Here is a 21,217-nt window from a genome sequence, read left to right as displayed (position 1 = left end):
CGTTGAATTGTGTTACCTTCACTTAGTAAAAAAACAAGCCATGCAATCGCTTTTATTACCTACCTACTTTATAGACAGCGACCACCCCGCTGTAATTGCCTACACACGTGAAGTGTGTGACGGTGAACAGGACCTTCGACGCTGCGCCATCAAGTTATTTTATGCCATTCGTGACGGCTGGCGCTATGATCCCGGTGTAGTCAGTCTAAAAAAAGAAGAGCTCAAAGCCAGTCATTTGCTTAGCAAAGACAGCGGCTATTGTGTAGAGAAAGCTGTGCTTTTAGCTGCTTGTGCCCGGGCAGCGGGCATTCCCTCGCGCCTGCACTTCGCAAATGTAACCAACCACATTGGCACCGAGCGCATAGAAAAAATACTGGGGACACGTGTGCTTGTTTTTCATGGCTACACAGAGCTGTATTTGCAAGGGCAATGGGTAGCTGCCACACCGGCTTTCAACCGCTCTCTTTGCGAAAAACTGGGGGTGAGTGTCCTGGAATTCGACGGGGTGCATGATGCTGTCTTTCAGGAATACGACCCGGATGCAGGCAAGTTCATGGAATATCTGCACGACTATGGCAGCTTTGATGACCTGCCCTATGAGTTGATGATTGCCGAATGGCGGCGCCATTATGCTCATTTGTTCCGCAGGCTGGGCAACAAAGAAGTGATGGTGCTTACAGACAAGCCACACACGGCAGAATAGTTTTTGCTTGCTTTAACGGTTGAGCAGCAGAAACTTGTCTATATCGGGTTTTCTGCCCATTAAAATCAAAATATCGCCTTCATAAATCATGGTGGTGGGCGTAGGCACGCCAATGATATGCTCTACCCGGCGGGGTTGTTCTTCACCCTCCACGGTTTCTTCATAATAACGTTTGATGGTAATAAGGTTCAAATCGTATTTTTCGCGCAAGCCAATATCCGCCAACTTACGGTTGACAATCTTGGGGGGCGGGGGCACCTCTGCAATTTCATAGCCGTCGGGTAAAGGCAGGCGCACCAGTACATCGGGGTTGAGCAGCCCCTCCGACACGGTTTTGGCTACCTCGCGCTCGGGTGACAGTATTTTGGATACTCCCAGTTGCCGTAAAATCTTCTCTTGCTGGTCGCTGGCCGAGCGTACAATGATTTCTTTTACCTGTAGCTCAAGCAAGTTGACCGTGCACAGCAAAAGGGCCTCGAAGTCTTCGCCTATGGCTACCACCACGGCATCCATTTCAGAAATATTTTGCGCTTGCAAGGCACGCTTATCGGTGGCGTCGATTTGCACGGCATAGGCCACTTCGTCTTTGATGGCTTCGATGTGCCCCATGTCATTATCCAAGGCAAGGACTTCTGCGCCACGGGCTGCCAAGGTGCGGGCAATCTCCATGCCGAACTGCCCCAAACCTATTACGGCAATTTTTCTCTTAGGCATTTTCTTTAATCTTTTGCTTCAAAAAAGCCTGTACCATTTCCAGGGCTGTGTCTATATGCTTGTTGTTGGGCACTATAATATCGGCATCTTCACGGAAAGGTGCAATATAACGCTCATAAGTGGGTGCCACGTGGCGTTCATAACGATAAAGCACGTCCTCTAAATCGTAGCCGCGCTCTATTTTGTCGCGTATGATGCGTCGTTTCAGTTTGATATGCTCTTTGGCCTCAATAAATATTTTCAAATCGAGCAGGGAAGCCACATCAGGGTAGTAAAACACAAAGATGCCTTCTACCACAATAATAGGGGTTGGTTTGAAAACCAATTCTTTCGGGATAAGATTGGGGTTATTGAAGGTATATTCTTTACGGCGTACCGTTTCGCCCTGCAGCAGGCGCTGCAAATCGCGAGCGAAGGCTTCGTGGTCCAACGATTGGGGGGTATCAAAGTTGGCAACGTTGTTCTCGTCGCGTGGCTGCTCTTCCAGCGGGCGGTAGTAGTTGTCTTGTGATACCAAACAAATTTCGTCTTCGGTGAAATGATTTAAAAGACTGCGAAGGAAATAAGTCTTACCGGATGCGCTACCGCCTGTAATTCCAACGATATAAGGCTTTTTCATTTGTATGAAAGAATTGGTCGAAAAGCAGTGCGAAGATACAACGCTTTATACAAAGCTGCTAAATAAGCCGGGAATTACTTGTATTTTTGGGGCAAAATAGAAGCAAATGGGAAAATTATGGCTTGTCGCTGTGGGTGTGTTTACAACCGCCATGCTTAAGTTTGCCTTTGCCCCGCCGGCGGCTTTCATAGGGGGCTTGCCTTTGTGGAGTGCCATATTGCTGACCATTGCCGGCATGATGACGACCGTAACGCTGGTGGTGCTCGGGGGCATTCCACTGCGCAACTGGATTGTGGCCCGGCAGCGCAAGCGCAATCAACGCCGGTTCACACGCCGCAACCGCATGATAGTCAAGATATGGCAGCGCTCCGGTATTTGGGGTATTGCCCTTCTTACACCTATTTTTTTGAGCCCCCCGATTGGGGCTATTCTGGCAGTGAGTCTGGGGGCACCCCGCCGTGCCATCCTGTTCAGTATGTTTGTGAGTGCCTGCTTTTGGGCAGTGGTCATGTGTTTGGCTATTTACTGGCTCAATATAGATTTTCGCAAGCTCAATCCATTTTCATAGAAGTTTGAACTTTTTTAGATTTGCTACCGTTTTGATATGACGAACAAACAGGGGGCCGACCGGTTTCGACAGCATGGACCGGAGGCATGCCTGCACGCCGGGCGATGGGAGTATCCCGTAAATCTACCTCCCGAACAATAAATGGCGAATCTAACTACGCCCTTGCTGCCTAATCAAGGATTACGGTAGCAAGTACCCGGGGCTTGAGGCGCCTGGCTCCCGGCGCTTCGCCCACTTATAAGGGTATCAAACCGAAACGGAGCTATGCCCAAAGGAGTGCCGCGCTCCGGCGGGCGAGACAAACCCGCGGCTTGGGGGTGTTTCAGGTGGTTGCCTACCATGGCACCCCGACATAAGAAGTGGCAACTAAGCGTGTAGACGGCATGCAGCCGGCATGCCTGGACGAGGGTTCGAGTCCCTCCGGCTCCACAAAGTAAACACCCACCCTGCCCCATGAAAAGGCGAGGGTGGGTGTTTTTTTATGAGTGGGTTGGTGATGCGATGCCCTCATTTCAGAAAACGACACGGGCACTTGAAGAGAGCACACACCTTAAGCGGTCGTCAATTCGCCGGCAATCAATTCGGCTTGTTTCAAAACGGTCTCTGTTGCCAGTTTTGCCATATCCGGCGGGTATCCATATTGGCGAAGTGTGCGCTTGATGATTACTTTTAGTTTTGCACGGACGCTTTCTTTGATGGTCCAATCAATTGTTGCATTGTTCTTCACTTTTTCAGTTAAGACAACGGCAAGCTCTCTAAGCTTTTCTTTTCCCATGAGCTCTCTTGCGCTCTTGTTTTCAGCCACAGCCGTGTAAAAAGCATATTCAAAATCGGACAAGCCCAGCTCTTCGGCTTGTTTGTCCAAGGCAACAATTTCCTTACTGATTTTTATAAGTTCTTCGATGACTTCGGCAGCCGTTAAAATTTTGTTGTGGTATTTTTTTATGGCGCTCTCCAGCATTTCTTTCAGCGACTTGCTTTTTACCAAGTTTGTTCTGGAGCGGGCTTTTATTTCGTCATTCAATAATTTTTTGAGCACCTCCATTGCTACGTTTTTGTGCTCCATGCCCTTTAGTTCAAGCAAAAACTCTTCTGAAAGAATGGAGATGTCGGGTTTTTTGATTCCTGCCGCATCGAAAATATCAATCACCTGCTCGGATACCAATGCTTTATCGATTACTTGCCGGATGGTGGTTTCAATTTCTTCATTCGTTTTTCCCGAGCCGGTAGCGTCAAATTTTGCCAAACGTGCTTTTACTGCCTGAAAAAATGCCACTTCGTCCTTTACGTCCATTGCCTTGTCGTGGGGCACAGCCAAGGCAAATGCTTTTGACAATGCCGTAACCTCATTGATGAAGCGTTTTTTACCGTCTTCCAAGGACAGAATATGTTCTTGTGCCTCTAATATGATAGAAAGTTTTTTTGAAGTAGCGGCACGGAAATAGGCTTTATAGTCAAAGCCATAAAGCATTTGTTGCACTACCTCCAATTTTTCGAGCATCAAATTCACTGCCTGCTCTTGCGCAATGGCAGGCTCTCCTCTTCCGCCCGAGTCAGAATAAAAAGACAGGGCTTTTTTCAAGTCGGAAGCGATGCCCAGGTAATCAACCACCAAGCCACCCGGTTTGTCTTTGTACACCCTGTTTACGCGCGCTATCGCCTGCATAAGGTTATGCCCTTTCATGGGCTTGTCGATATAGAGCGTATGCATGCAGGGGGCATCAAAGCCGGTAAGCCACATGTCTCTTACGATGACCAACTTCAGTTCATCGTTGGGGTCTTTCATGCGCTCTGCCAGTATTTTCCGTTGTTGTTTGGAGGTGTGGTGCTTGGCAATTTTTGGACCGTCGGAAGAAGCGGAAGTCATCACTACTTTTATGGCGCCCTTATCCAATTCATCGGAATGCCACTCGGGACGCAGCTTGATGATTTCTTCATATAGCTCGGCAGCGATGCGGCGTGACATGGTAACAATCATGCCTTTTCCTTCGAAAATTTCTTGGCGCTTTTCGAAGTGCTCCACAATATCTTTTGCTACGTTTTTTAAGCGGCTTTCACTTCCTATCAGCGCTTCCAGCTGTGTCCATTTGGCTTTTACTTTTTGGGTTTCGGTGAGGTCTTCTTGCTCGAGTTCTTCATCGAGTTGCTCCAGTAGTTTTCGCCCTTCTTCCGAAAGGTTTACTTTGGCTAACCTGCTTTCGTAATAGATGGGCACGGTGGCGCCGTCTTCCACGGCTTGCGCGATGTCGTAGATGTCGATGTAGTTGCCAAATACCGCGGGGGTGTTTTTATCGTCTTTTTCCACGGGTGTACCCGTAAAACCTATATATGTGGCATTGGGCAGGGCGTCGCGCAAATACTTGGCAAAACCATATTTCAGTTCGCCGGTAGATTTGTCTATTTTGCCTTTGAAGCCATATTGGGTGCGATGGGCTTCATCAACGATGACAATGATGTTTTCTCGTTCGGAAAGGGTTTCAAAGACATCTCCCTCTTCGGGTTGAAATTTTTGAATGGTGGTAAAGATAATACCTCCGGAAGCGACTTTCAATTTTTCTTTCAGGTCTTGACGGCTCTCGGCTTGCTTGGGCTCTTGACGCAACAGCTGGGTGGAAGCGGCGAAGGTATCGAACAATTGGTCGTCGAGGTCGTTGCGGTCTGTAATGACTACAACGGTGGGGTTATCCATTGCCAAGACAATCTTTCCGGTAAAGAAAACCATTGACAGGGATTTGCCACTGCCTTGGGTATGCCAGACAACCCCTCCTTTCCTGTCTCCTTTGGGCTGTTGTTTCACGCCGGGCAAGCTGTACTGCTCGGGTGATTCTTCTACGAAGTTTTGCTGCGAAGGAGGAGTTGATGGTTCTTTTCCTTGAAAGGCAGGATGGTCGTAAAGCCACTGCATTACTGCATCTATGCTTTGCAAAATTTCTTTTGCCGATATATGAATGACGGTTAATCCCAGCGATTGGAGATAATGGTCTCTTTCGGCATCATATTCCATTTTATCATCATGGCTGCTCCCGTCTATTTCAATCACTACCTGATAATTGGGGCAATAAAAATCAACAATATAGTTTCCGATAATTTTTTGCCTGTCAAAATCCAAGCCTTTAAATTTTCCCTTATGGACTCGTTGCCAGAATAATACCTCAGCAAGGTTGCCTGCTTTGCGCAATTCTCTTGCCCGTTCTTTAAGTTTTGGATTGTAAGGCAGGCTGAAATAGTTTTTGCTGGCTCTTTTTACCACCCCGTCAGACTTCGTCTGCCACCCCTCCAAAGGAGGGGAACTAACCACCCCGGTCTTCGACCACCCCTCCAAAGGAGGGGAATAGTTGGCGGCTCTCAGGACCGACTCTACCGCCTTGTTTACGGCATAGTATTGATGGTAAGCTGCCAGTTTCTTTATGGTAGCGATGGTTATCTGTCCGGTTTTCGGGTCTTCGCGCTTTGATTTTTCATATACGATAAAGTGCCTGATTAAATCAAGCAAGGTGGTTTTGTTGAGCATGCCTTTGATGAGGGTTTCCAGCTGGCTGACCAGCTGCGAAGCCTCGCGTTTCCCGTCGGCTGATTTCCAAGCCATGAAACGGCTCATGTCCGCCGATAAGGTGCCTGCTCTGGCTTCGAAGCCATCCGAAATCACGGAAAAGGCGTTGTAGGTAAACAAGGAAGGAATGCTTTGCTTGTAGGTTTGTATTTGACGGAAAGCCGATTGTATGGTGGCATTTTCATTGGCGGCATTCTTGAGCTCCATCACGACCAAAGGAATGCCGTTGACAAAAAGGACAATATCGGGGCGTTTGTTTACGCCGTTTTCAATGACCGTAAATTGATTGACTACGACAAATTCGTTGTTTCCGGGGTTTTGAAAATCGATGAGACACACCGAGTCGCCGCGCGTTTGTCCGTCTTTTTGATAGGTAACTTTGATGCCTTCGGTAAGCATGCGGTGAAAGGTTTCATTGGCGGCTATCAGCTCGGACGAGTGGACGCGCCGTACTTCTTTCAGGGCTTCTTCTTGTACCTCTGCCGGAACCGAAGGGTTTATTTTTTGAATCGCATTTTTCAGGCGGTTGGTGAGCAAGACGTCTTCATAGGCGGCTCTTTCGGGGTTCTCGCCGTCGGGGGCAATGTGCGGACCATACAGATATTGAAAGCCCTGTTGTTGTAGCAGCTCTATGGCATATTGTTCTATGGTGTTTTCATTGAGTTTCATATTGTATCATTCAGCTTCTGTTTCTGTCATCCGTCTTTGGTTTCTAATGGGTGGTTGGGAGTCCGGTTAATTTTTGGCATTTTTATATCATCCAAATTTCTGAATTGTATTCTGCTTGTGATTCCCTTATGGTGTTGCTGTTGTTGCTGTTTAATTTATCATTTTCCCATTTTTTGGGATTATTTATAATGTATTGTGTAATGCGATAATATTCATTTTCATTTCGTATGACGTGTTCCCAATACCGGGGCTGCCATGCAAAAGATTGATTTATTTGGCGGGCATTTTTTGTTACGCCGATTTTAAATCCGCGAACGATTGATGCCAAATTTTTGGATTGTGGACCGAATTTGTTTTTTGTTGATGGGGGTTCCGGTTGGGGTTGTAGAGACGCAATATTTTGCAGAGACGCAATATTTTGTAGAGACGCAATATTTTGCGTCTCTACAATGTTTTTGTTCGCGTTGCGTTTATTGATAATGATAATGCCATGCACATGATTGGGCATAATGATATGCGCCCCCAATTCAACAAACGGAAAATGATTGGGTATTTCGTACCAACACGAATTGGCAATATGACCGATGGGAGACAATTGCATTGCACCGGATGAAATCTCTCCAAACCAACAATGTCTGTTTTTTGTGCAAATGGTGATAAAATACGCGCCATTCCAACCGTAATCCCAATGTTGCAATCGTGTTGACTCAATACGATATTTATTTTTGAATTTTCCCATTGTATTAAAATTTTACCCGCACCTCCCCGCTCATCAATTTCGGTAACAAGGTATCCCGCAGTTTTTCAAGCGTGCGGATTTGCTTTGAATTAACTATTTGCTTGTCAATCAATGGTTGAATTTTATTTGTCATGTTTTTCAATTCATCATCTGTAGGCACTAAAACCATAGCATTATCCAAATCCTTTCTTTTTATGTGTCCCATTGTAGTTGCTTGCGCCGTTGCAATAGCAATAAACTGCTCGAGATGGTATCTGCTCCATAGATAATAATACCATTTTGGAAATTCATCTGATGTAACCTTGAAAAGGTGCTGATTCAAAATGCAGGATTCGCCATCCCATATTTTGACCATCAAAGATGCTGACCATGAAAAAATCACATCACCATTTTCTACAACGTATTTTTCATCAACATCAGTAGTACACCAGTCACAATCTTTCGAAATACCATTCCTCAGTTCTTTTATCTTCAAAACTGGCAGTTTATCTATATCATTTTTTGGCGGGTATTTTTGGCAAGCCAATCCATTTAAAAATGTAGCTATAGAGCTCAAAGGCTTTTCTTCCCATTCAGGATTAGGATTCTCCACAAACCACTGCCGAAACAGGGTTTCCGCCATTTGTTCGAGGGTTTTGTTTTGGCGGTGGAGCAGGTCTATTTTGTCGTCTAAGCTGCTTAATACTTCAGCTATGGCTTTTTGCTCAGGGAGTGGGGGGAGGAGGATTTCGATTTCTTTGAAAGTATCGCGAGTAATCGTATCGAAAACACCTCCGTGAGAATATTGTAAAAAGTTTGACACTCTATCTTTTAGGAGATAGTAAACATATTCATTTGTCGAATACTCATTTGCCCTTATTCCATAGCAAGATTGATTAAATGCCATTTGTTTTCCCAACATTGCAACAATACCTACTGTTCCTCTAGCAGAAATAATTATATCGCCTTTTTCTAGCAATTTTGTACTACTGTTTTTTAGGCCTTCTTCAGTAATTTTTTTTTCTGTATCGTAAACATATTTCTTCCCATTGTTAAAATCAACAACTGAAAGCCATGGGATATCACCATTCCAATATTCAGCAACAGAAGTTTTGGGTGTCCCGCCTCCCACAATCTCTGCTATTTCTCCTAATTTATATTTCTTCCACTCACATTTCGAGCGGTTCAATGTATCACTCATCGCTTTTCTGTTTTTTTGTTGTTGTCTTTGGCAGGGGTGCTGTTATTGGTTTTGGGGATGTTGCCTTCGACAGACTCAGGCAACATTTGTTTTGGCTCGGGCAATGGGTCTTCTTTTCCGGTGGTTTCGACAGGCTCAACCACCGGAGGATATTGGGTGTAGTTCCTCGATAATCGCGGCAATTGGTCATCATTGCCTTTTATTAATGCTTCTTTTTTCTTCCGGCTCCGGCCCTGCACTTGTTTTTCCCGGCAATACGCCTCGTCTATTCTGTCGTATTCTTCATAATATACCAATTTTACGGGCAACCGTTTTTTGGTGTGATTGGCGCCCTCGCCTGCCCGGTGTTGAGCCAATCGCCTTTCCAAATCGGTTGTGCTTCCTGTATAATAGCTACCGTCTGAGCATTCTAATATGTACATCCAACCCTTCGGCATGTTCGGATATCAACTTTCATTTTGACCCGTTCAATGTGGCGCTTTCCGGCAATTGTATTTTACTTAGGTTTTCCAATATCCTTTTATTGAGCTCCGCTTCTTCTTTCAATTGTTCTTCGAACTCGGCTTTGAGTTTGGCAAAGCGCTCGGCAAAGTCAAAATCATCGTCTTCTTCGGGCAAGCCCACATAGCGCCCGGGAGTGAGCACATAATCCAATTCAGCTACCCGCTCTATAGGCACAGAGGCGCAAAACCCTTTTATGTCTTCGTATTGGCGGGCTTCGACAGGCTCAGCCCGCCAGTTATGGTAGGTATCGGCTATTTTGCGTATATCTTCTTTTGAGAGTTCGCGCGTTCTTCGGTTTACCAAGTGCCCCATGTTGCGTGCATCAATAAAGAGGATTTCCCCTTTTCTGTGGGTTTTGTTTTTGCGAATAAACCAAAGTGAAGCCGGTATTTGTGTATTTAAAAACAGTTTGGCAGGCAGGTTGACGATGCAGTCTATCAAATCGTTTTCGATAAGGTTTTTACGAATGGCATACTCTTCTTTTTGTTTGGTTGTCAGCGAGCCTTTTGCCAATACAAAACCGGCAACGCCGTTGGGTGCCAGGTGATAGATAAAATGCTGTATCCATGCGTAGTTGGCATTGCCTACAGGCGGCACCCCGTATTGCCAGCGGGGGTCGTTGCGCAAGAGTTCCCCGCTCCAGTCGCTCACGTTAAAAGGTGGATTGGCGATGATGAAATCGGCTTTGAGGTCAGGGTGGGCATCGTTCAAAAATGAGCCTTCATTGTTCCATTTTACTTGCGAACTATCAATGCCCCTAATGGCAAGGTTCATTTTACACAGCCGCCAGGTGGTCTGGTTGCTCTCTTGCCCGTAAATGGAAATATCGTTGACCCTGCCTTGGTGCTCAATCACGAACTTTTCGGACTGTACAAACATACCGCCTGAGCCACAGCAAGGGTCAAACACCCGCCCTTTGTATGGCTCAAGCATTTCTACCAACAGCTCTACCACACTGCGCGGTGTATAGAACTGACCGCCTTTTTTGCCTTCGGCAAGGGCAAATTCACCGAGAAAATATTCAAATACATGCCCGAGGATATCGGCACTCCGGGCTTTGGCTTCTCCAAGCGCTATGTTTCCTATAAGGTCCACCAACTCGCCCAAGGCGGTAGGGTCAAGATTGGGACGTGCATACACTTTTGGCAATACGCCTTTCAAGGAAGGGTTTTCCTTTTCTATGGCGTCCATGGCATCGTCAATCATTTTGCCAATGGCAGGTTGCTTGGCGTTTGCCTGCAGGTAACTCCACCGTGCTTTCCCGGGTACAAAAAACACATTCTCGGCTTTGTATTCGTCTATATCTTCGGGGTCGGCACCGGCATATTCCCCTTCGCCTTCTTTCAGTTTTGCATATAGTTCTTCGAAAGCGTCGGAGATGTACTTCAAAAATATCAACCCCAGTACCACATGTTTGTATTCTGCTGCATCAATGTTTTTTCTGAGCTTGTCGGCAGCTTTCCATAGTTGCTTTTCCAGTGGTTCTTGCGTTTTTTTTTTGTCTTCTTTGCCATGAAGCTATAAGTGATTTGGTTTATTTGAAGAGAAATTTAAGGCTTTTTAACCAAGGTTCAAAGGGAAATTCCGGCGCAAAGGGAGGAAAGGAAAGCGTCATCTTTCGTAAGACATACCTTCTCTTCGCCGGCCGGTCTGCCTACCACTCCACTGCCTTCCTTACCGTCTCCCATCGGTCTGCGCCCGGCACCTTGCCGTAGTTGTTTTGTTTGCCTTTTTTCTTGGCTATTTCCTTGGTGACATACTCCACCCTTTCTTTTGAAAGGGGGTGTGTGCTCAGCCAGCCCAAGGCTTCGGGGTAGTCGCCCTCCATGTCGGCAAAGCGCTGCAATACAGTAGCCAAGCCTTGGGGGTCGATGTGTGCTGTTTGCAAAAAAACAATGGCTTGCATGTCGGCTTCTTTTTCTGCTTCCCGGCTGAAAGCATTGGACAAGAGCGCTGCTGCCACCTGCCCTACTTCGCTGCCCCCACCGGCCGCTATCACCAAAACATTGATGCCTACTTCTCTGATCACCTTTTCGGATACATGATTGAGGCGGATATGCGCCAGCTCGTGTGCCAATATGCCGGCGAGCTCTTCGGGGGTTTCGACAAGACGAAGCAAGCCGGTAAAAACCACAATATGCCCGCCCGGCAGGGTGACGGCATTGGGCTCGTAAGCACGCAGGATGTGTACTTGAATGCTTTCGGCTTCCATATGGTTGGCTTGGGCTATGTATTGGGTCATATCGTTTAGTGTGGCTGTAAGTGTCGAATCTTCTACTTCTGTGTACAGCTTGCTTAATTCTTCCCACAAAAGGTTACCCAATGGTTCCTGCCACGCCCGGTCGTGTACGTTCGAAGAGAGCTGCCCTACCGACAGGACCAATAAAGCATACAGGGAAGCAAGCCCTGCCAATCCCAAAAAGACTTTGGTCAACTTATTCATCTGCGTATGCTTTGCACTTTTAATATTTCATCGCACCAATCGCCGTATAACCACCATTTCACGTGTCTTTGTTTTGAAAGGTGATGCACTGTTACCAATGTAGCAATAAACTCACCCACATTCAGCAGCAGCACCAGCAGCAAATAAGCGACATAGTATTTGTCAGGCGAGGCACTACCGAATAGGACGGCCACCGTCCACCAAAAAGCCGGTGCATTCAGTGCAAAAAGGGTCAGCTGTGAAAGCATGGCTTGCATGGCATGCCAGCGCACAAACAAATGCGCACGCCGGAAAGAAAAAAAGAAAATAAGCGTTGCCAGCAGGTTTACTATGGGCAAAGGCAGCCCTATCACTAATGCCGCCAATGACATCATATAGGACTTGGCGGCAAGGCTTGCCTCGTCTCTGTGAAAAGCAACGGGGAAAGAGGCTGTTTTAATCACGGTTTCTGTGTTTTTGATACGTTCCAATGAAGTACTTGCTCGAATAAGTTACATTTTTTCAAACAATTCTTGGCGCACTTCACCAATTCCAAACAAAATATGAACACAAAAAGGAATAAGCCGGGGCTTATTCCTTTCCATCCATTCTTTTTTGAAAAAGAAAATTTACTCTTTGTCCATTACTTCCAAAAACAGCTCAAAATTCTTCTTGGCAGTCAATTCAGCACTAATGAACCAATCTACCACGGTCCATATGCCCAGGCCCCCACAAGTTATCAGCTTCAATACACCGTTGGTTACGTCATCACGCATGAAGCGGTCCAAACCAAAATAGCCACCTACCAAAGAGAAAATGGTGATAACCGACGGGTCGTAAAATTTAGTTTCTATCAGGCGCTTCCAATCGGCTTGTGTGCTTGATTCCAGCATGGAACGTATGGTTTCCAGGTCGCGGCTCAGGAAATACCTGCCGTAAGTAACCATAAAAAGGTCAATCTGTTCCGGGGTGATAGGGTCTAAAAGGTCTCTCATAGCAGCTTTTTTTTATGTTAAATGTTAAATAAAAGCATTTTAAAAATCCCAGGCAACAGCCTCATGCGCTTCTTGACAGGCAGATAGCCTGCAAGGCATGGGCTTCAGCAAAGCATGCTTCCAGTAGTCCAATGCAGGTGAAATCCACGGTGCTGCCTCGCTTTGCTCCTGCATCAGCAGGCTGACGGCATACAGCTGTGTCAAGCGTTCAAACAAATACTTTGCCATAATTTCGCCGGCTTCACCACCGGGCAATTCCTTCATTTCTTTCAGCAAGCTGTCGAGCTGCTGCAAGAACGGCAAAGCTTGCTCGCCTTCTTGCCTGAAGGTGGCAGTCATTTCTTTCACCATCACCTCCAAACCATTGGACTTGGCCGTTGCCCGCAGCATGTCTAATATCATGATGTTGCCGGCCCCTTCCCAAATGGGCAACACCAGCACGTCGCGCATGAGCTTAGGCATCACGCCATCCTCTATGTAGCCGATGCCCCCCATCATCTCCATCGATTCCCGTATGATATAGACCGCTTCGAGGGCAGTGTATCGTTTTACCATAGGAATCAACAAGCGTGCCAAATGGGCTTCGCTTTCGTTGCCGTTGTCGGCGGCGTCCAATGCCCTGATTGCCCGCCATGTCATATAAAAGATGGCTTGATAACGCCCGGCCAGCTCCAGCAGTTTATCGTAAGCCAAGGGGTGTTCGATGAGTGTTTTTCCAAAAGTGGAACGATAACAGGCAAATTGATAAGCTTCGATAAGCGCACGGCGGGCAAAAGAGACGGCCGCCACTGCATTGTAGAGCCGCGACAAGTTCACCATTTCTGCCATCAGCTTAAAGCCTTCGCCTTCCTGTCCAATGCGCTTGGCAAGGGTGTCGCGCATGATGATTTCGGCACTTGCCATGGAACGCACGCCCAGCTTGTCTTTCAAACGCACGATTTCCATAGGATTGCGCGCGCCGCCGGGCAAGGTGGGTTCTATCAAGAACAAAGACAGGCCACGCGTACCGGGCTTGTCTTCATCGGTACGAGCCAAAGCAAATATGATTTGCGCATTGGCGTTGCTGCAAAACCATTTTTCGCCATTCAGACGATAGTAATCGCCTTTTTCCGGGGTTGCTTTCACCAAGTTGGCGCCTACATCAGAACCGCCCGACTTCTCGGTAAGAAACATGGCACCGGTATAGAGCTCTTCCGGCTTGTCGGTGTAAATGTGGGGCAACAAACGTTGCTTGTCTTCTTCGGTGCAAAAACGGTCAATCAAACGGGCAGCGCCATCGGTCATACACAAAGGGCAAGGGAGGCCGCCTTCTGCCATGGCATACAAGAAATAAGGAGCAAAACCTGCCAGGTGGCGCTCTTTTTGAAAGGCAGCCCGCAGCTTAGGATGCCACTTCACACGAAACATCTCCGAGCGAACGGCGATGCCTGTCAGTTGCCAATAAGCAGGATGAAATTCGATTTCGAAAATGTCTTCTCCATAAAAATTGCGGCGCTTCAATACAGGTGGGTACTTATCGGCAGCAAGCGAGAGCGCATCCATCACTTGCGCTGCCTGCTCTCCTATCCATTTCAGCTTGGGGGTCAGGTACTCGTTCAGCTGTGAAGAAAAGTATTTTTTCCAATAATGGGCAGCCATGCGGTCGCTTTCATAAAAATTTTGGCTGGGGCAAAAAGCCGCGAAGGCAGCACCCGGTTTTCTATACGTTTTTTTGTGGAAGTACTCATGGGTTTGGTTCTTGGTATGCATACCGAATTTACACAATTTTTTCAAAAGAAAATACCAAAAAACAGTTGTTTGCCCGGTGGTGCGTGCGCAATAAAAAAAGCCGCCCAGGAAGGACGGCTTTTCATATTTATTTATAGAAGTGCAGACTTTCAGCGCTTATGCATTGCCTGCTGCTTCTTTGCCGGCTTTTTTCTTGGTAAAGTCATACACAATGGGGGTGGCTATGAACACCGAAGAGTAAGTACCGAAAACAACCCCCATCACCAAGGCAAAGGCAAAGCCACGCAGCACTTCGCCACCAAACAGCAACAGCACAAACACTACCAAGAAGGTGGTGAGTGCCGTAATGATTGTACGGCTCAATGTTTGGTTGATGGCTTTGTTCAGCAGCTCGCGCAGGGGCAGGCTACCAAACTCGGTGCGGTATTCGCGGATGCGGTCAAACACCACCACGGTATCGTTGATAGAGTAACCAATGATGGTGAGCATGGCTGCAATGAATACCTGATCGATTTCCAGAGAGAAGCCCAGCAAGTTGGCCAACTGATAGGTGGAAAGTACCACCAGGGCATCATGGAAGAGTGCTATCACGGCACCCAAGCTGTATTGCCACTCGCGGAAACGTATCAAGATATAAAAGAAGATAACCACCAAAGATAACAAGACCGCTAATTGCGAAGTATTGCGTATGTCGTCGGCAATGGTGGCACCTACTTTGTTTGAGCTAAGCACCTTTGGATTCAGCTCGCCGAACTGCGCCAAACCTTTTTCCAAGGCTTCCCGAACGGTTTGATCGGCTGTTTCGCTTTCATCGTCAATCAAGTAGCTGGTGGTGATTTTAAGGCGGTTGTTGGCACCGAAGGCTTTTACTTCGGGCGCCTTGTTTTCGAACACGGGGGTTAAGGCAGCACGTATATCCTGTGCCGATACGGCCTTGTCGAATTCTACCACATAAGAGCGGCCGCCTTTGAAGTCAACCCCCAAGTTGAAGCCGCCCATGATAAGGGTAGCTACAATACCCAAAACAACCACTACAGAAGAGAAGGCATATGCCTTTTTGCGATTGGCAAGGAAGTCGAAGTTTTGAGCGTCGAGTTTTTCCGACACTTTACGGGTAAGGGCGGTGATGAAGTTGATGCGCGGTTTTTTACCATCGCCGGCAAGGTATTCTACCACCAAACGGGATACAAAGACAGAAGAGAATACCGAGCAAACAATGCCTATTAACAGGATGATAGCAAAGCCTTGCACCGGGCCGGAACCAAAGATATAGAGAATCAAGCCGGTAAGGAAGGTAGTCACGTTGGCATCGATGATAGAGCTCAGCGCCTTGGCATAGCCTTTTTCAATGGCTCCAACCAAAGGCAAGCCATGTTTCAACTCTTCGCGAATACGTTCATAGATCAGCACGTTGGCGTCCACTGCCATACCGATGGTAAGCACGATACCGGCAATACCGGGCAAGGTAAGCACAGCGCCCAAAGGTGCCAACACACCGAAAATAAACAAGAGGTTGATAAGCAAGGCGAAGTTGGCCACCCAACCGCTGCTGCCATAGTACACCGCCATGAAGGCAAGCACCAGCACAAAACCTAATACGATAGACAGGATACCCTGCTGAATAGACTCTTTACCCAAAGAAGGACCCACTACGGCTTCTTCTACGATGCGTACCGGTGCGGGCAGTTTGCCGGCTTTCAATACGTTTGCCAGGTCGGCCGCCTCTTCTACCGTAAAGTTGCCGGTAATGGACGAGTTGCCGCCGGTGATTTCGGCTTGCACCGTAGGGGCCGTATATACGTAGTTGTCGAGCACGATGGCAATACGCTGTCCGATGTTTTCGCCTGTAATTTTCGCCCATTTACGAGCCCCTTCGGCATTCATAGACATAGAGACAGCCGGGCGTCCGTTCTCATCATAATCGGGGCGTGCATCGGCAATCACATCGCCCTCGAGCAAGGGCTTGCCATCGCGTTGCGTTTCAATGAAGTAGAGTTCCAGCTTGCCGGCCAATGGGTTGTTTGCACCGGTTTCGGGCTTGGCAGCCCACAAAATACGCACGTTGGACGGGAAGAAAGCACGCACGGTTTCATCTTGCAAGATGCGATTCACCTCGGCGGTGTCTTCTACCGATACATATACGCCATAGCCTGTAAGCACAAACAGCTCATCGAAACGCGAGCGCTCTATTTTCAAAGAGTCGGTGGCAGCGCTATCGGCTTGTGCCCGGCTTTCTTCTGTTTTCACCGAGTCGCCCGTACTCAGGGAATCGGCTTGAGCCAGGCTTGCCGAGTCGCCGGCTTCTTCGAACGGATTGCTTGCTTGTTCGTCTGTTTTTGTTTCCGCTTCAAACGGATTGGTGGCGTCTGTCTTGCTTTCGCTGTCTTCTATTTTCAGGTAGTCTCTTAGTTGCAAGAGCGAGAACTGCAATTCATTGAGCGGATATACCCGGTAGAACTCCAGCTTGGCTACGCCGGAAAGCAGTTTTTTGGCACGCTCGGGGTTATCCACACCGGGCAATTCCACCTGAATACGCCCGCTGGCAGGCAGTTTTTGAATGGTGGGGTTGGCCACACCGAACTTGTCAATACGGCGGCGCAATACTTCAAAGGCGCGATCTACCGCATTGTTGATTTCCTTGTTCAGATAAGCCACCACTTCTTCATCGCTCGAGTTGAAAGTGAGCTCTTTATTGCCGGGATTGGCAAACAAACGCGCCAGGTTGCCGTCGGGCTTTACTTCTTTGTAAGCCTCGGCAAAAAGGGTTCCGAAGGGGGCTTGACTGCTTTGCTGCTTCTGTTGCGCTAATTTCAGCGCTTTTTCAAAGTCTTCGGTTTTGGCTCTTGCCCCTGCCAAAGCCTTTACGATATCGGCGGGCGATATCTCAAGCACCAGGTGCATGCCCCCTTGCAGGTCAAGCCCCAGCGACAAAGCGCGCTTTTGCACGTCCTCGTAGGTAAACGAGCGGAATCCCAAATTATAAACCGTCACGTTAGAGACGGAGTCAAGGTAACGTTGCTTTAAAGAGAAATCGATATTTCCGTTGCTGTCGGTGGCATAAGCCTCTGCGTCACGCTGCACTTTATAGTGCACCAAAGTGAACGACAGATAATAGACCGACAGGATGCCCAGTATAATGGCTAACCACTTGATAGCTCCTTTTGCTGACATAGTCTATTTTTATTTTTTGGTTTTGATTGAATACAATACGGTGGGTGGAAAAGACAGACGCACCACAGGTGCATCCGGCGGCTCGCCAATGCATGCAGCCGGCTTCGTTCGAATGGAAAAAAGTGGCTTAGGGGGCGTTGACCACCACAAAATACCGGAAGAGATACTCGTAGTATATCAGCCGGGGCGGAAAGTCGGGGAAAGCAATGCGCGTGCTCTCCGGTGAAGGAAGGCTGATGTTGAAAAGAAAAAGAAAAGGGTGTTTAAAATCGAAGCGCAAAACCGATAACACAGCCTTGTGGACGATGCCTTGCTCCCAACAGGCTTGGGAAGTATCCTCCCGGTCTGCCGGAGTGTCTTGACAAGCGCTACCGGTACCTACGGCTTGTTGCTGCTGCTCTGCCTGAGCGGGCAGGCTCCATGCATGGACCTGACCGGCAGCCTGCCACAAGAAAAAGACAAGCAAGCCCCAGATATAGGCATAACGCGCAGCAGCAATATGTTTACGGACCGATTTCACGCTGTATTTGTCATCAAACAGCGCGCAATTTATAGAATATCATTCAATCATTCAAATATTAGGAAGCGTTGATGATTTCAAGGATTAAATCATCGACCGAAATATTTTCTGCTTGTGCTTCGAAGTTTAAAACAAAACGATGCCGCAATACAGGCAATGCCACAAACAGCAAATCTTCCTGCGCCAGCGAATAGCGCCCCGAAAGGAAGGCATGGGCTTTGGCTACACGCAACCAGGCTTGCCCGGCACGGGTACCTGCCCCCCATTGCACCCATCGTTTGATGCTCTTGTGGGTGGTACTTTGTGGGCGGCTCTCCAGCATGCAGCGATGAATCCACGCAATGAGGCTTTCATCCACGGCAATTTTTTGTACACAAGCCTGCGCCGCCAAAAAATCGTCGCGATTCATGACAGGCGCCGGCTCGTAAAAACTTTCGGTAGCCGTTTGGCGCAACACTTCCAGTTCGGCCTCTTGAGCCGGATATTCCATTTTTAAATACAGCAGAAAACGGTCAAGTTGCGCCTCGGGTAAAGGGTAGGTACCGGATTGCTCTATGGGGTTCTGAGTAGCCAGCAAGAAAAAAGGCGAAGGCAAAGGGTAGGTATTACCGGCATAGGTAATGGCCCGCTCTTGCATGGCTTCCAACAGAGCCGCTTGTGTTTTTGGGGGTGTCCGGTTGATTTCGTCTGCCAGCAACAGGTTCGTGAACACAGGCCCCGGACGAAACTCCACTTCCAGATTACCGCCGGGCAGTTGCCGTATCACTTCGGTACCTATGATGTCGGAAGGCATCAGGTCGGGCGTAAACTGAATGCGGTTGAAGTCCATCTGCATGGCCTGCGCCAGTGTTTTGACCAGCAGTGTCTTGGCTAAGCCGGGCACGCCTTCCAGAAGAGCATGCCCGCCTGCCAGCATGGCCGAAAGCACCAATTTGATGGTATCGTGTTGCCCAAGCACCACCTGATCGACTTCTGCCAGCAGCTTCCACAAACGCTCCTGCAGATACTTGACTTGTTGTTCAGTGGTCACGCTCATGATATTTTTTCAATTAAACGCCGGGCAGGGGCAATTGTTGTGCGGTGTCCTTAGCCGGCAGAAGGTATGTTGATGCCATAGTTGACCAAGACAAGCGTAAAACACACTTTGGTGCCTCGTTCCGGGGTGCTTTCCACCGAAAAAGTGCCGCCGCTCTTGGTGATAAAGTCATGACACATCAGCAGGTTGAGCACTGCTGTGTTGAATTTGCTTTTCTCTTGATAGCTGATTTTTTGCACTCCTTCTTGATAAGCCTTTATTTCGGCTTCACTAAAGCCAATGCCGTTGTCTTCTACACACACCTTCAAGCTGCTGTCTTCCGGGCATTCGATGCTTATGTGCACGCTGCCCTGCGGGGCAGTCATACGGATGGCATTGGACAAAAGATTGCGAATCACAAAAGACAAGGCATCTTTTTCTATCTTGGCGGCTACTATTTTATTGCAAGCATTCCGGAAATTAACACTTAGCTGCTTGGCTTCAATAAACGGGCGCGATTGGTCCACGCTCTCACGTATATGACGCACCACATCGAAACAAACGGAACTGTCGAGCGCAGCCGTTGACTGCTGCTGCATCCATTGCAGAATGTCTTGCAAATGCAGAAGGGCTTTTTCAAGCTCGCCCAGCATACGCTGCCCAAGGTCTTTCTTTTCTTCGGCACTCAACACATTTTCGTGTGAAGTGAGTAGAATCAAAAAACCTTTCAGTGTGCTGAGTGGCGCCCGTATTTCCTGCGAAATAACCGCATACATTTTTTCTTTTATACGCAGCTCATGTTCAATCAATTTTCGCTGCAAGGCATTTTCTTCTGCCTTTTGTGATACTTCCAACGATATTTGATGCAGTTGTTTGTTCCGGTCTTCAAGGGCTTTGTTCGATGCTTCCAACTGCCGGTTGATGTCTGCCAGTGTCACATTGGCCTCTTCCAACTCTTCCTGCTTGGCTTCCAAATTATTGAGTGCATCCTGCAATGAAAAAAGCAAGCGGTTAAAGCTCTCCGTCAGTTCGCCCAATTCGTCTTCCGTGAATTTCTGCACAGCATAAAACGAACGGATGCGTTCATATTGCCCCTGTGCAATGTAAGAAGTGTAGCGTCGCATGACTTTCGTCAGGTGCTGCAGCGGAATGGTCATCAGGTAAGACAAGAAATAACCAAAGGTAAGACTCAGAATAAGCATAATCAGAAACGAAACAATCATGATATTCTGAAACTGCCCTTGTAAAAGACTGTCCTGCTTGGCTACTTCTTCCAGGGCTCTTTCAAGAGCATTGGTAGCGCGGTCGGCACTGCGGCGCAGCTCAAAGCGCAGGCCTTCGCCTTCCTGCTCCTCGCCTATCTGACGATAATAGACAAAATACCAGCGCAGATGGTTCTCGTATTCTGTCAACAGCTGTTCAAACTCCCGGAAAGTTGAAGCGGGCATAAGGCGGCGCGCCCGCTGCCGTAAGCGTGCAATTGCTTTTTTCAAATTTTCCCGGTTCGAAGGGTCAAGGCTCTTGATTGACTTTTGTTCCCACAAGCGTACCTCCATCCATTCAGCCCGTGGCAAGTAGGGAATATGATCTATGGCTTTTGCCAAACGCATGACCTCGCCATATTCACCATAATTTCCATAGCCCATCCGCTGCACAATCACCACCGTCTGATTCAGCTTGTCATGGTAAATGCTCAGTTGCTCCCTTGCGTCTTTCAGGTGCATGCGTATGTCGCTGTTCTGCACCACAGGCATCTGCATGAGGGTGTCTAAGTTCTTTTGAATATGGGCATACAACTGCTTGTGCCTATCTATCAGTTCGCTGCGCCCATAGCGGTAGAAGTAAGGCTTCTTCAGGTCTGTCAGGAAAAAACTTTGCTCTATTTTCACCAGCTGAAGGGTCTGTATCATCACGCCGGTCATTTGCTGTGAAAGCAGGCTGATGTTCCGGCGCTTGTTGTAAAATGAAAGACTAATAGCCATAAGCCCTGCCAACAAAGCAATAAAGAAGGCATAGCTTGCAAATAGTTTATAGCGTACAGACCAACGTTTAATAACAGACCACATGCTTGCCAAGTAAATAATTTTAATGTGTAAGATAAAAATTTATGGTCTGTGAAA

General features: G+C 47.8%; 17 protein-coding genes and 1 other RNA gene. 3 read left to right on the top strand and 15 right to left on the bottom strand.

From position 1 onward, the window contains the following. The first annotated feature begins 40 nt into the window (after positions 1-40). Positions 41-703, top strand: coding sequence for a transglutaminase family protein (locus tag QVE43_RS10025; RefSeq protein WP_038030989.1), 663 nt, complete (start codon positions 41-43; stop codon positions 701-703). 12 nt (positions 704-715) lie between these two features. Here QVE43_RS10025 and QVE43_RS10020 read toward each other — a convergent pair whose 3' ends face one another. After that, a complete protein-coding gene (locus QVE43_RS10020) occupies positions 716-1,417 on the bottom strand; it encodes a TrkA family potassium uptake protein (protein WP_038030991.1) in 702 nt (233 codons plus the stop codon). After that, a complete protein-coding gene (udk, locus tag QVE43_RS10015) occupies positions 1,410-2,036 on the bottom strand; it encodes a uridine kinase (RefSeq protein ID WP_288006755.1) in 627 nt (208 codons plus the stop codon). The genes QVE43_RS10020 and udk overlap by 8 nt, the downstream gene beginning before the upstream one ends. Before the next feature lie 106 nt (positions 2,037-2,142). Here udk and QVE43_RS10010 point away from each other — a divergent pair, with 106 nt between their 5' ends. Together QVE43_RS10010 and ssrA are read left to right on the top strand one after the other, a co-directional pair. Beyond that, positions 2,143-2,604 carry a hypothetical protein gene (locus tag QVE43_RS10010; RefSeq protein WP_288006752.1) on the top strand — a complete coding sequence of 154 codons (462 nt, stop codon included), beginning with the start codon at positions 2,143-2,145 and terminating at the stop codon, positions 2,602-2,604. 51 nt (positions 2,605-2,655) lie between these two features. Next, positions 2,656-3,036: a transfer-messenger RNA gene (gene ssrA, locus QVE43_RS10005) on the top strand. 118 nt (positions 3,037-3,154) lie between these two features. Here the strand turns inward: ssrA and QVE43_RS10000 are convergent. The 13 genes from QVE43_RS10000 to QVE43_RS09940 all read right to left on the bottom strand — a co-directional run bounded on the left by QVE43_RS10000 (position 3,155) and on the right by QVE43_RS09940 (position 21,163). Continuing rightward, on the bottom strand, positions 3,155-6,823 hold the full coding sequence (locus tag QVE43_RS10000; protein ID WP_288006749.1) for an HsdR family type I site-specific deoxyribonuclease: 3,669 nt from the start codon (positions 6,821-6,823) through the stop codon (positions 3,155-3,157). Between the two features lie 82 nt (positions 6,824-6,905). Continuing rightward, positions 6,906-7,562, bottom strand: a complete 657-nt coding sequence (locus QVE43_RS09995; protein ID WP_288006746.1) for a transposase — start codon at positions 7,560-7,562, stop codon at positions 6,906-6,908. Positions 7,563-7,566: 4 nt separating this feature from the next. Next, positions 7,567-8,742, bottom strand: coding sequence for a restriction endonuclease subunit S (locus QVE43_RS09990; RefSeq protein ID WP_038030996.1), 1,176 nt, complete (start codon positions 8,740-8,742; stop codon positions 7,567-7,569). Further along, positions 8,739-9,164, bottom strand: a complete 426-nt coding sequence (locus tag QVE43_RS09985) for a GIY-YIG nuclease family protein (RefSeq protein WP_288006742.1) — start codon at positions 9,162-9,164, stop codon at positions 8,739-8,741. Before QVE43_RS09985 ends, QVE43_RS09990 begins: the two co-directional genes overlap by 4 nt. A gap of 31 nt (positions 9,165-9,195) precedes the next feature. Then, positions 9,196-10,725 carry a class I SAM-dependent DNA methyltransferase gene (locus QVE43_RS09980; RefSeq protein WP_288007646.1) on the bottom strand — a complete coding sequence of 510 codons (1,530 nt, stop codon included), beginning with the start codon at positions 10,723-10,725 and terminating at the stop codon, positions 9,196-9,198. A gap of 175 nt (positions 10,726-10,900) precedes the next feature. Beyond that, complete coding sequence (locus QVE43_RS09975; protein WP_288006739.1) at positions 10,901-11,689, bottom strand: M48 family metallopeptidase; 789 nt, start codon at positions 11,687-11,689, stop codon at positions 10,901-10,903. Continuing rightward, on the bottom strand, positions 11,686-12,132 hold the full coding sequence (locus QVE43_RS09970; protein WP_288006736.1) for a hypothetical protein: 447 nt from the start codon (positions 12,130-12,132) through the stop codon (positions 11,686-11,688). The genes QVE43_RS09975 and QVE43_RS09970 overlap by 4 nt, the downstream gene beginning before the upstream one ends. 165 nt (positions 12,133-12,297) lie before the next feature. Next, complete coding sequence (locus QVE43_RS09965) at positions 12,298-12,663, bottom strand: TM2 domain-containing protein (RefSeq protein ID WP_288006733.1); 366 nt, start codon at positions 12,661-12,663, stop codon at positions 12,298-12,300. Between the two features lie 39 nt (positions 12,664-12,702). Then, a complete protein-coding gene (locus QVE43_RS09960; RefSeq protein WP_288006730.1) occupies positions 12,703-14,412 on the bottom strand; it encodes an acyl-CoA dehydrogenase family protein in 1,710 nt (569 codons plus the stop codon). Positions 14,413-14,547: 135 nt separating this feature from the next. Next, on the bottom strand, positions 14,548-17,562 hold the full coding sequence (gene secDF / locus QVE43_RS09955) for a protein translocase subunit SecDF (RefSeq protein ID WP_288006727.1): 3,015 nt from the start codon (positions 17,560-17,562) through the stop codon (positions 14,548-14,550). 127 nt (positions 17,563-17,689) lie between these two features. Beyond that, complete coding sequence (locus QVE43_RS09950; RefSeq protein ID WP_288006724.1) at positions 17,690-18,082, bottom strand: hypothetical protein; 393 nt, start codon at positions 18,080-18,082, stop codon at positions 17,690-17,692. A gap of 58 nt (positions 18,083-18,140) precedes the next feature. Further along, positions 18,141-19,118 (bottom strand): MoxR family ATPase, encoded by a 978-nt coding sequence (locus QVE43_RS09945; protein ID WP_038031010.1) that lies wholly within the window; start codon positions 19,116-19,118, stop codon positions 18,141-18,143. 50 nt (positions 19,119-19,168) lie between these two features. Continuing rightward, positions 19,169-21,163, bottom strand: coding sequence for a HAMP domain-containing sensor histidine kinase (locus QVE43_RS09940; RefSeq protein ID WP_288006720.1), 1,995 nt, complete (start codon positions 21,161-21,163; stop codon positions 19,169-19,171). Positions 21,164-21,217 lie beyond the last annotated feature (54 nt).

Source organism: Thermonema sp. (assembly GCF_026003375.1).
Lineage (GTDB): Bacteria > Bacteroidota > Bacteroidia > Cytophagales > Thermonemataceae > Thermonema > Thermonema rossianum.
Note: the sequence above shows the minus strand (reverse complement) of the source record. Positions and strands in the feature narration are given on the sequence as shown.

Bases quoted from the DNA above. Each gene is read 5' to 3' on its own strand.
- udk (WP_288006755.1), bottom strand. From the start codon at position 2,036: ATGAAAAAGCCTTATATCGTTGGAATTACAGGCGGTAGCGCATCCGGT.
- secDF (WP_288006727.1), bottom strand. From the start codon at position 17,562: ATGTCAGCAAAAGGAGCTATCAAGTGGTTAGCCATTATACTGGGCATC.
- QVE43_RS09940 (WP_288006720.1), bottom strand. From the start codon at position 21,163: ATGTGGTCTGTTATTAAACGTTGGTCTGTACGCTATAAACTATTTGCA.
- QVE43_RS10010 (WP_288006752.1), top strand. From the start codon at position 2,143: ATGGGAAAATTATGGCTTGTCGCTGTGGGTGTGTTTACAACCGCCATG.
- QVE43_RS10020 (WP_038030991.1), bottom strand. From the start codon at position 1,417: ATGCCTAAGAGAAAAATTGCCGTAATAGGTTTGGGGCAGTTCGGCATG.
- QVE43_RS10025 (WP_038030989.1), top strand. From the start codon at position 41: ATGCAATCGCTTTTATTACCTACCTACTTTATAGACAGCGACCACCCC.
- QVE43_RS09995 (WP_288006746.1), bottom strand. From the start codon at position 7,562: ATGGGAAAATTCAAAAATAAATATCGTATTGAGTCAACACGATTGCAA.
- QVE43_RS09945 (WP_038031010.1), bottom strand. From the start codon at position 19,118: ATGAGCGTGACCACTGAACAACAAGTCAAGTATCTGCAGGAGCGTTTG.
- QVE43_RS10000 (WP_288006749.1), bottom strand. From the start codon at position 6,823: ATGAAACTCAATGAAAACACCATAGAACAATATGCCATAGAGCTGCTA.
- QVE43_RS09985 (WP_288006742.1), bottom strand. From the start codon at position 9,164: ATGTACATATTAGAATGCTCAGACGGTAGCTATTATACAGGAAGCACA.
- QVE43_RS09960 (WP_288006730.1), bottom strand. From the start codon at position 14,412: ATGCATACCAAGAACCAAACCCATGAGTACTTCCACAAAAAAACGTAT.
- QVE43_RS09975 (WP_288006739.1), bottom strand. From the start codon at position 11,689: ATGAATAAGTTGACCAAAGTCTTTTTGGGATTGGCAGGGCTTGCTTCC.
- QVE43_RS09965 (WP_288006733.1), bottom strand. From the start codon at position 12,663: ATGAGAGACCTTTTAGACCCTATCACCCCGGAACAGATTGACCTTTTT.
- QVE43_RS09990 (WP_038030996.1), bottom strand. From the start codon at position 8,742: ATGAGTGATACATTGAACCGCTCGAAATGTGAGTGGAAGAAATATAAA.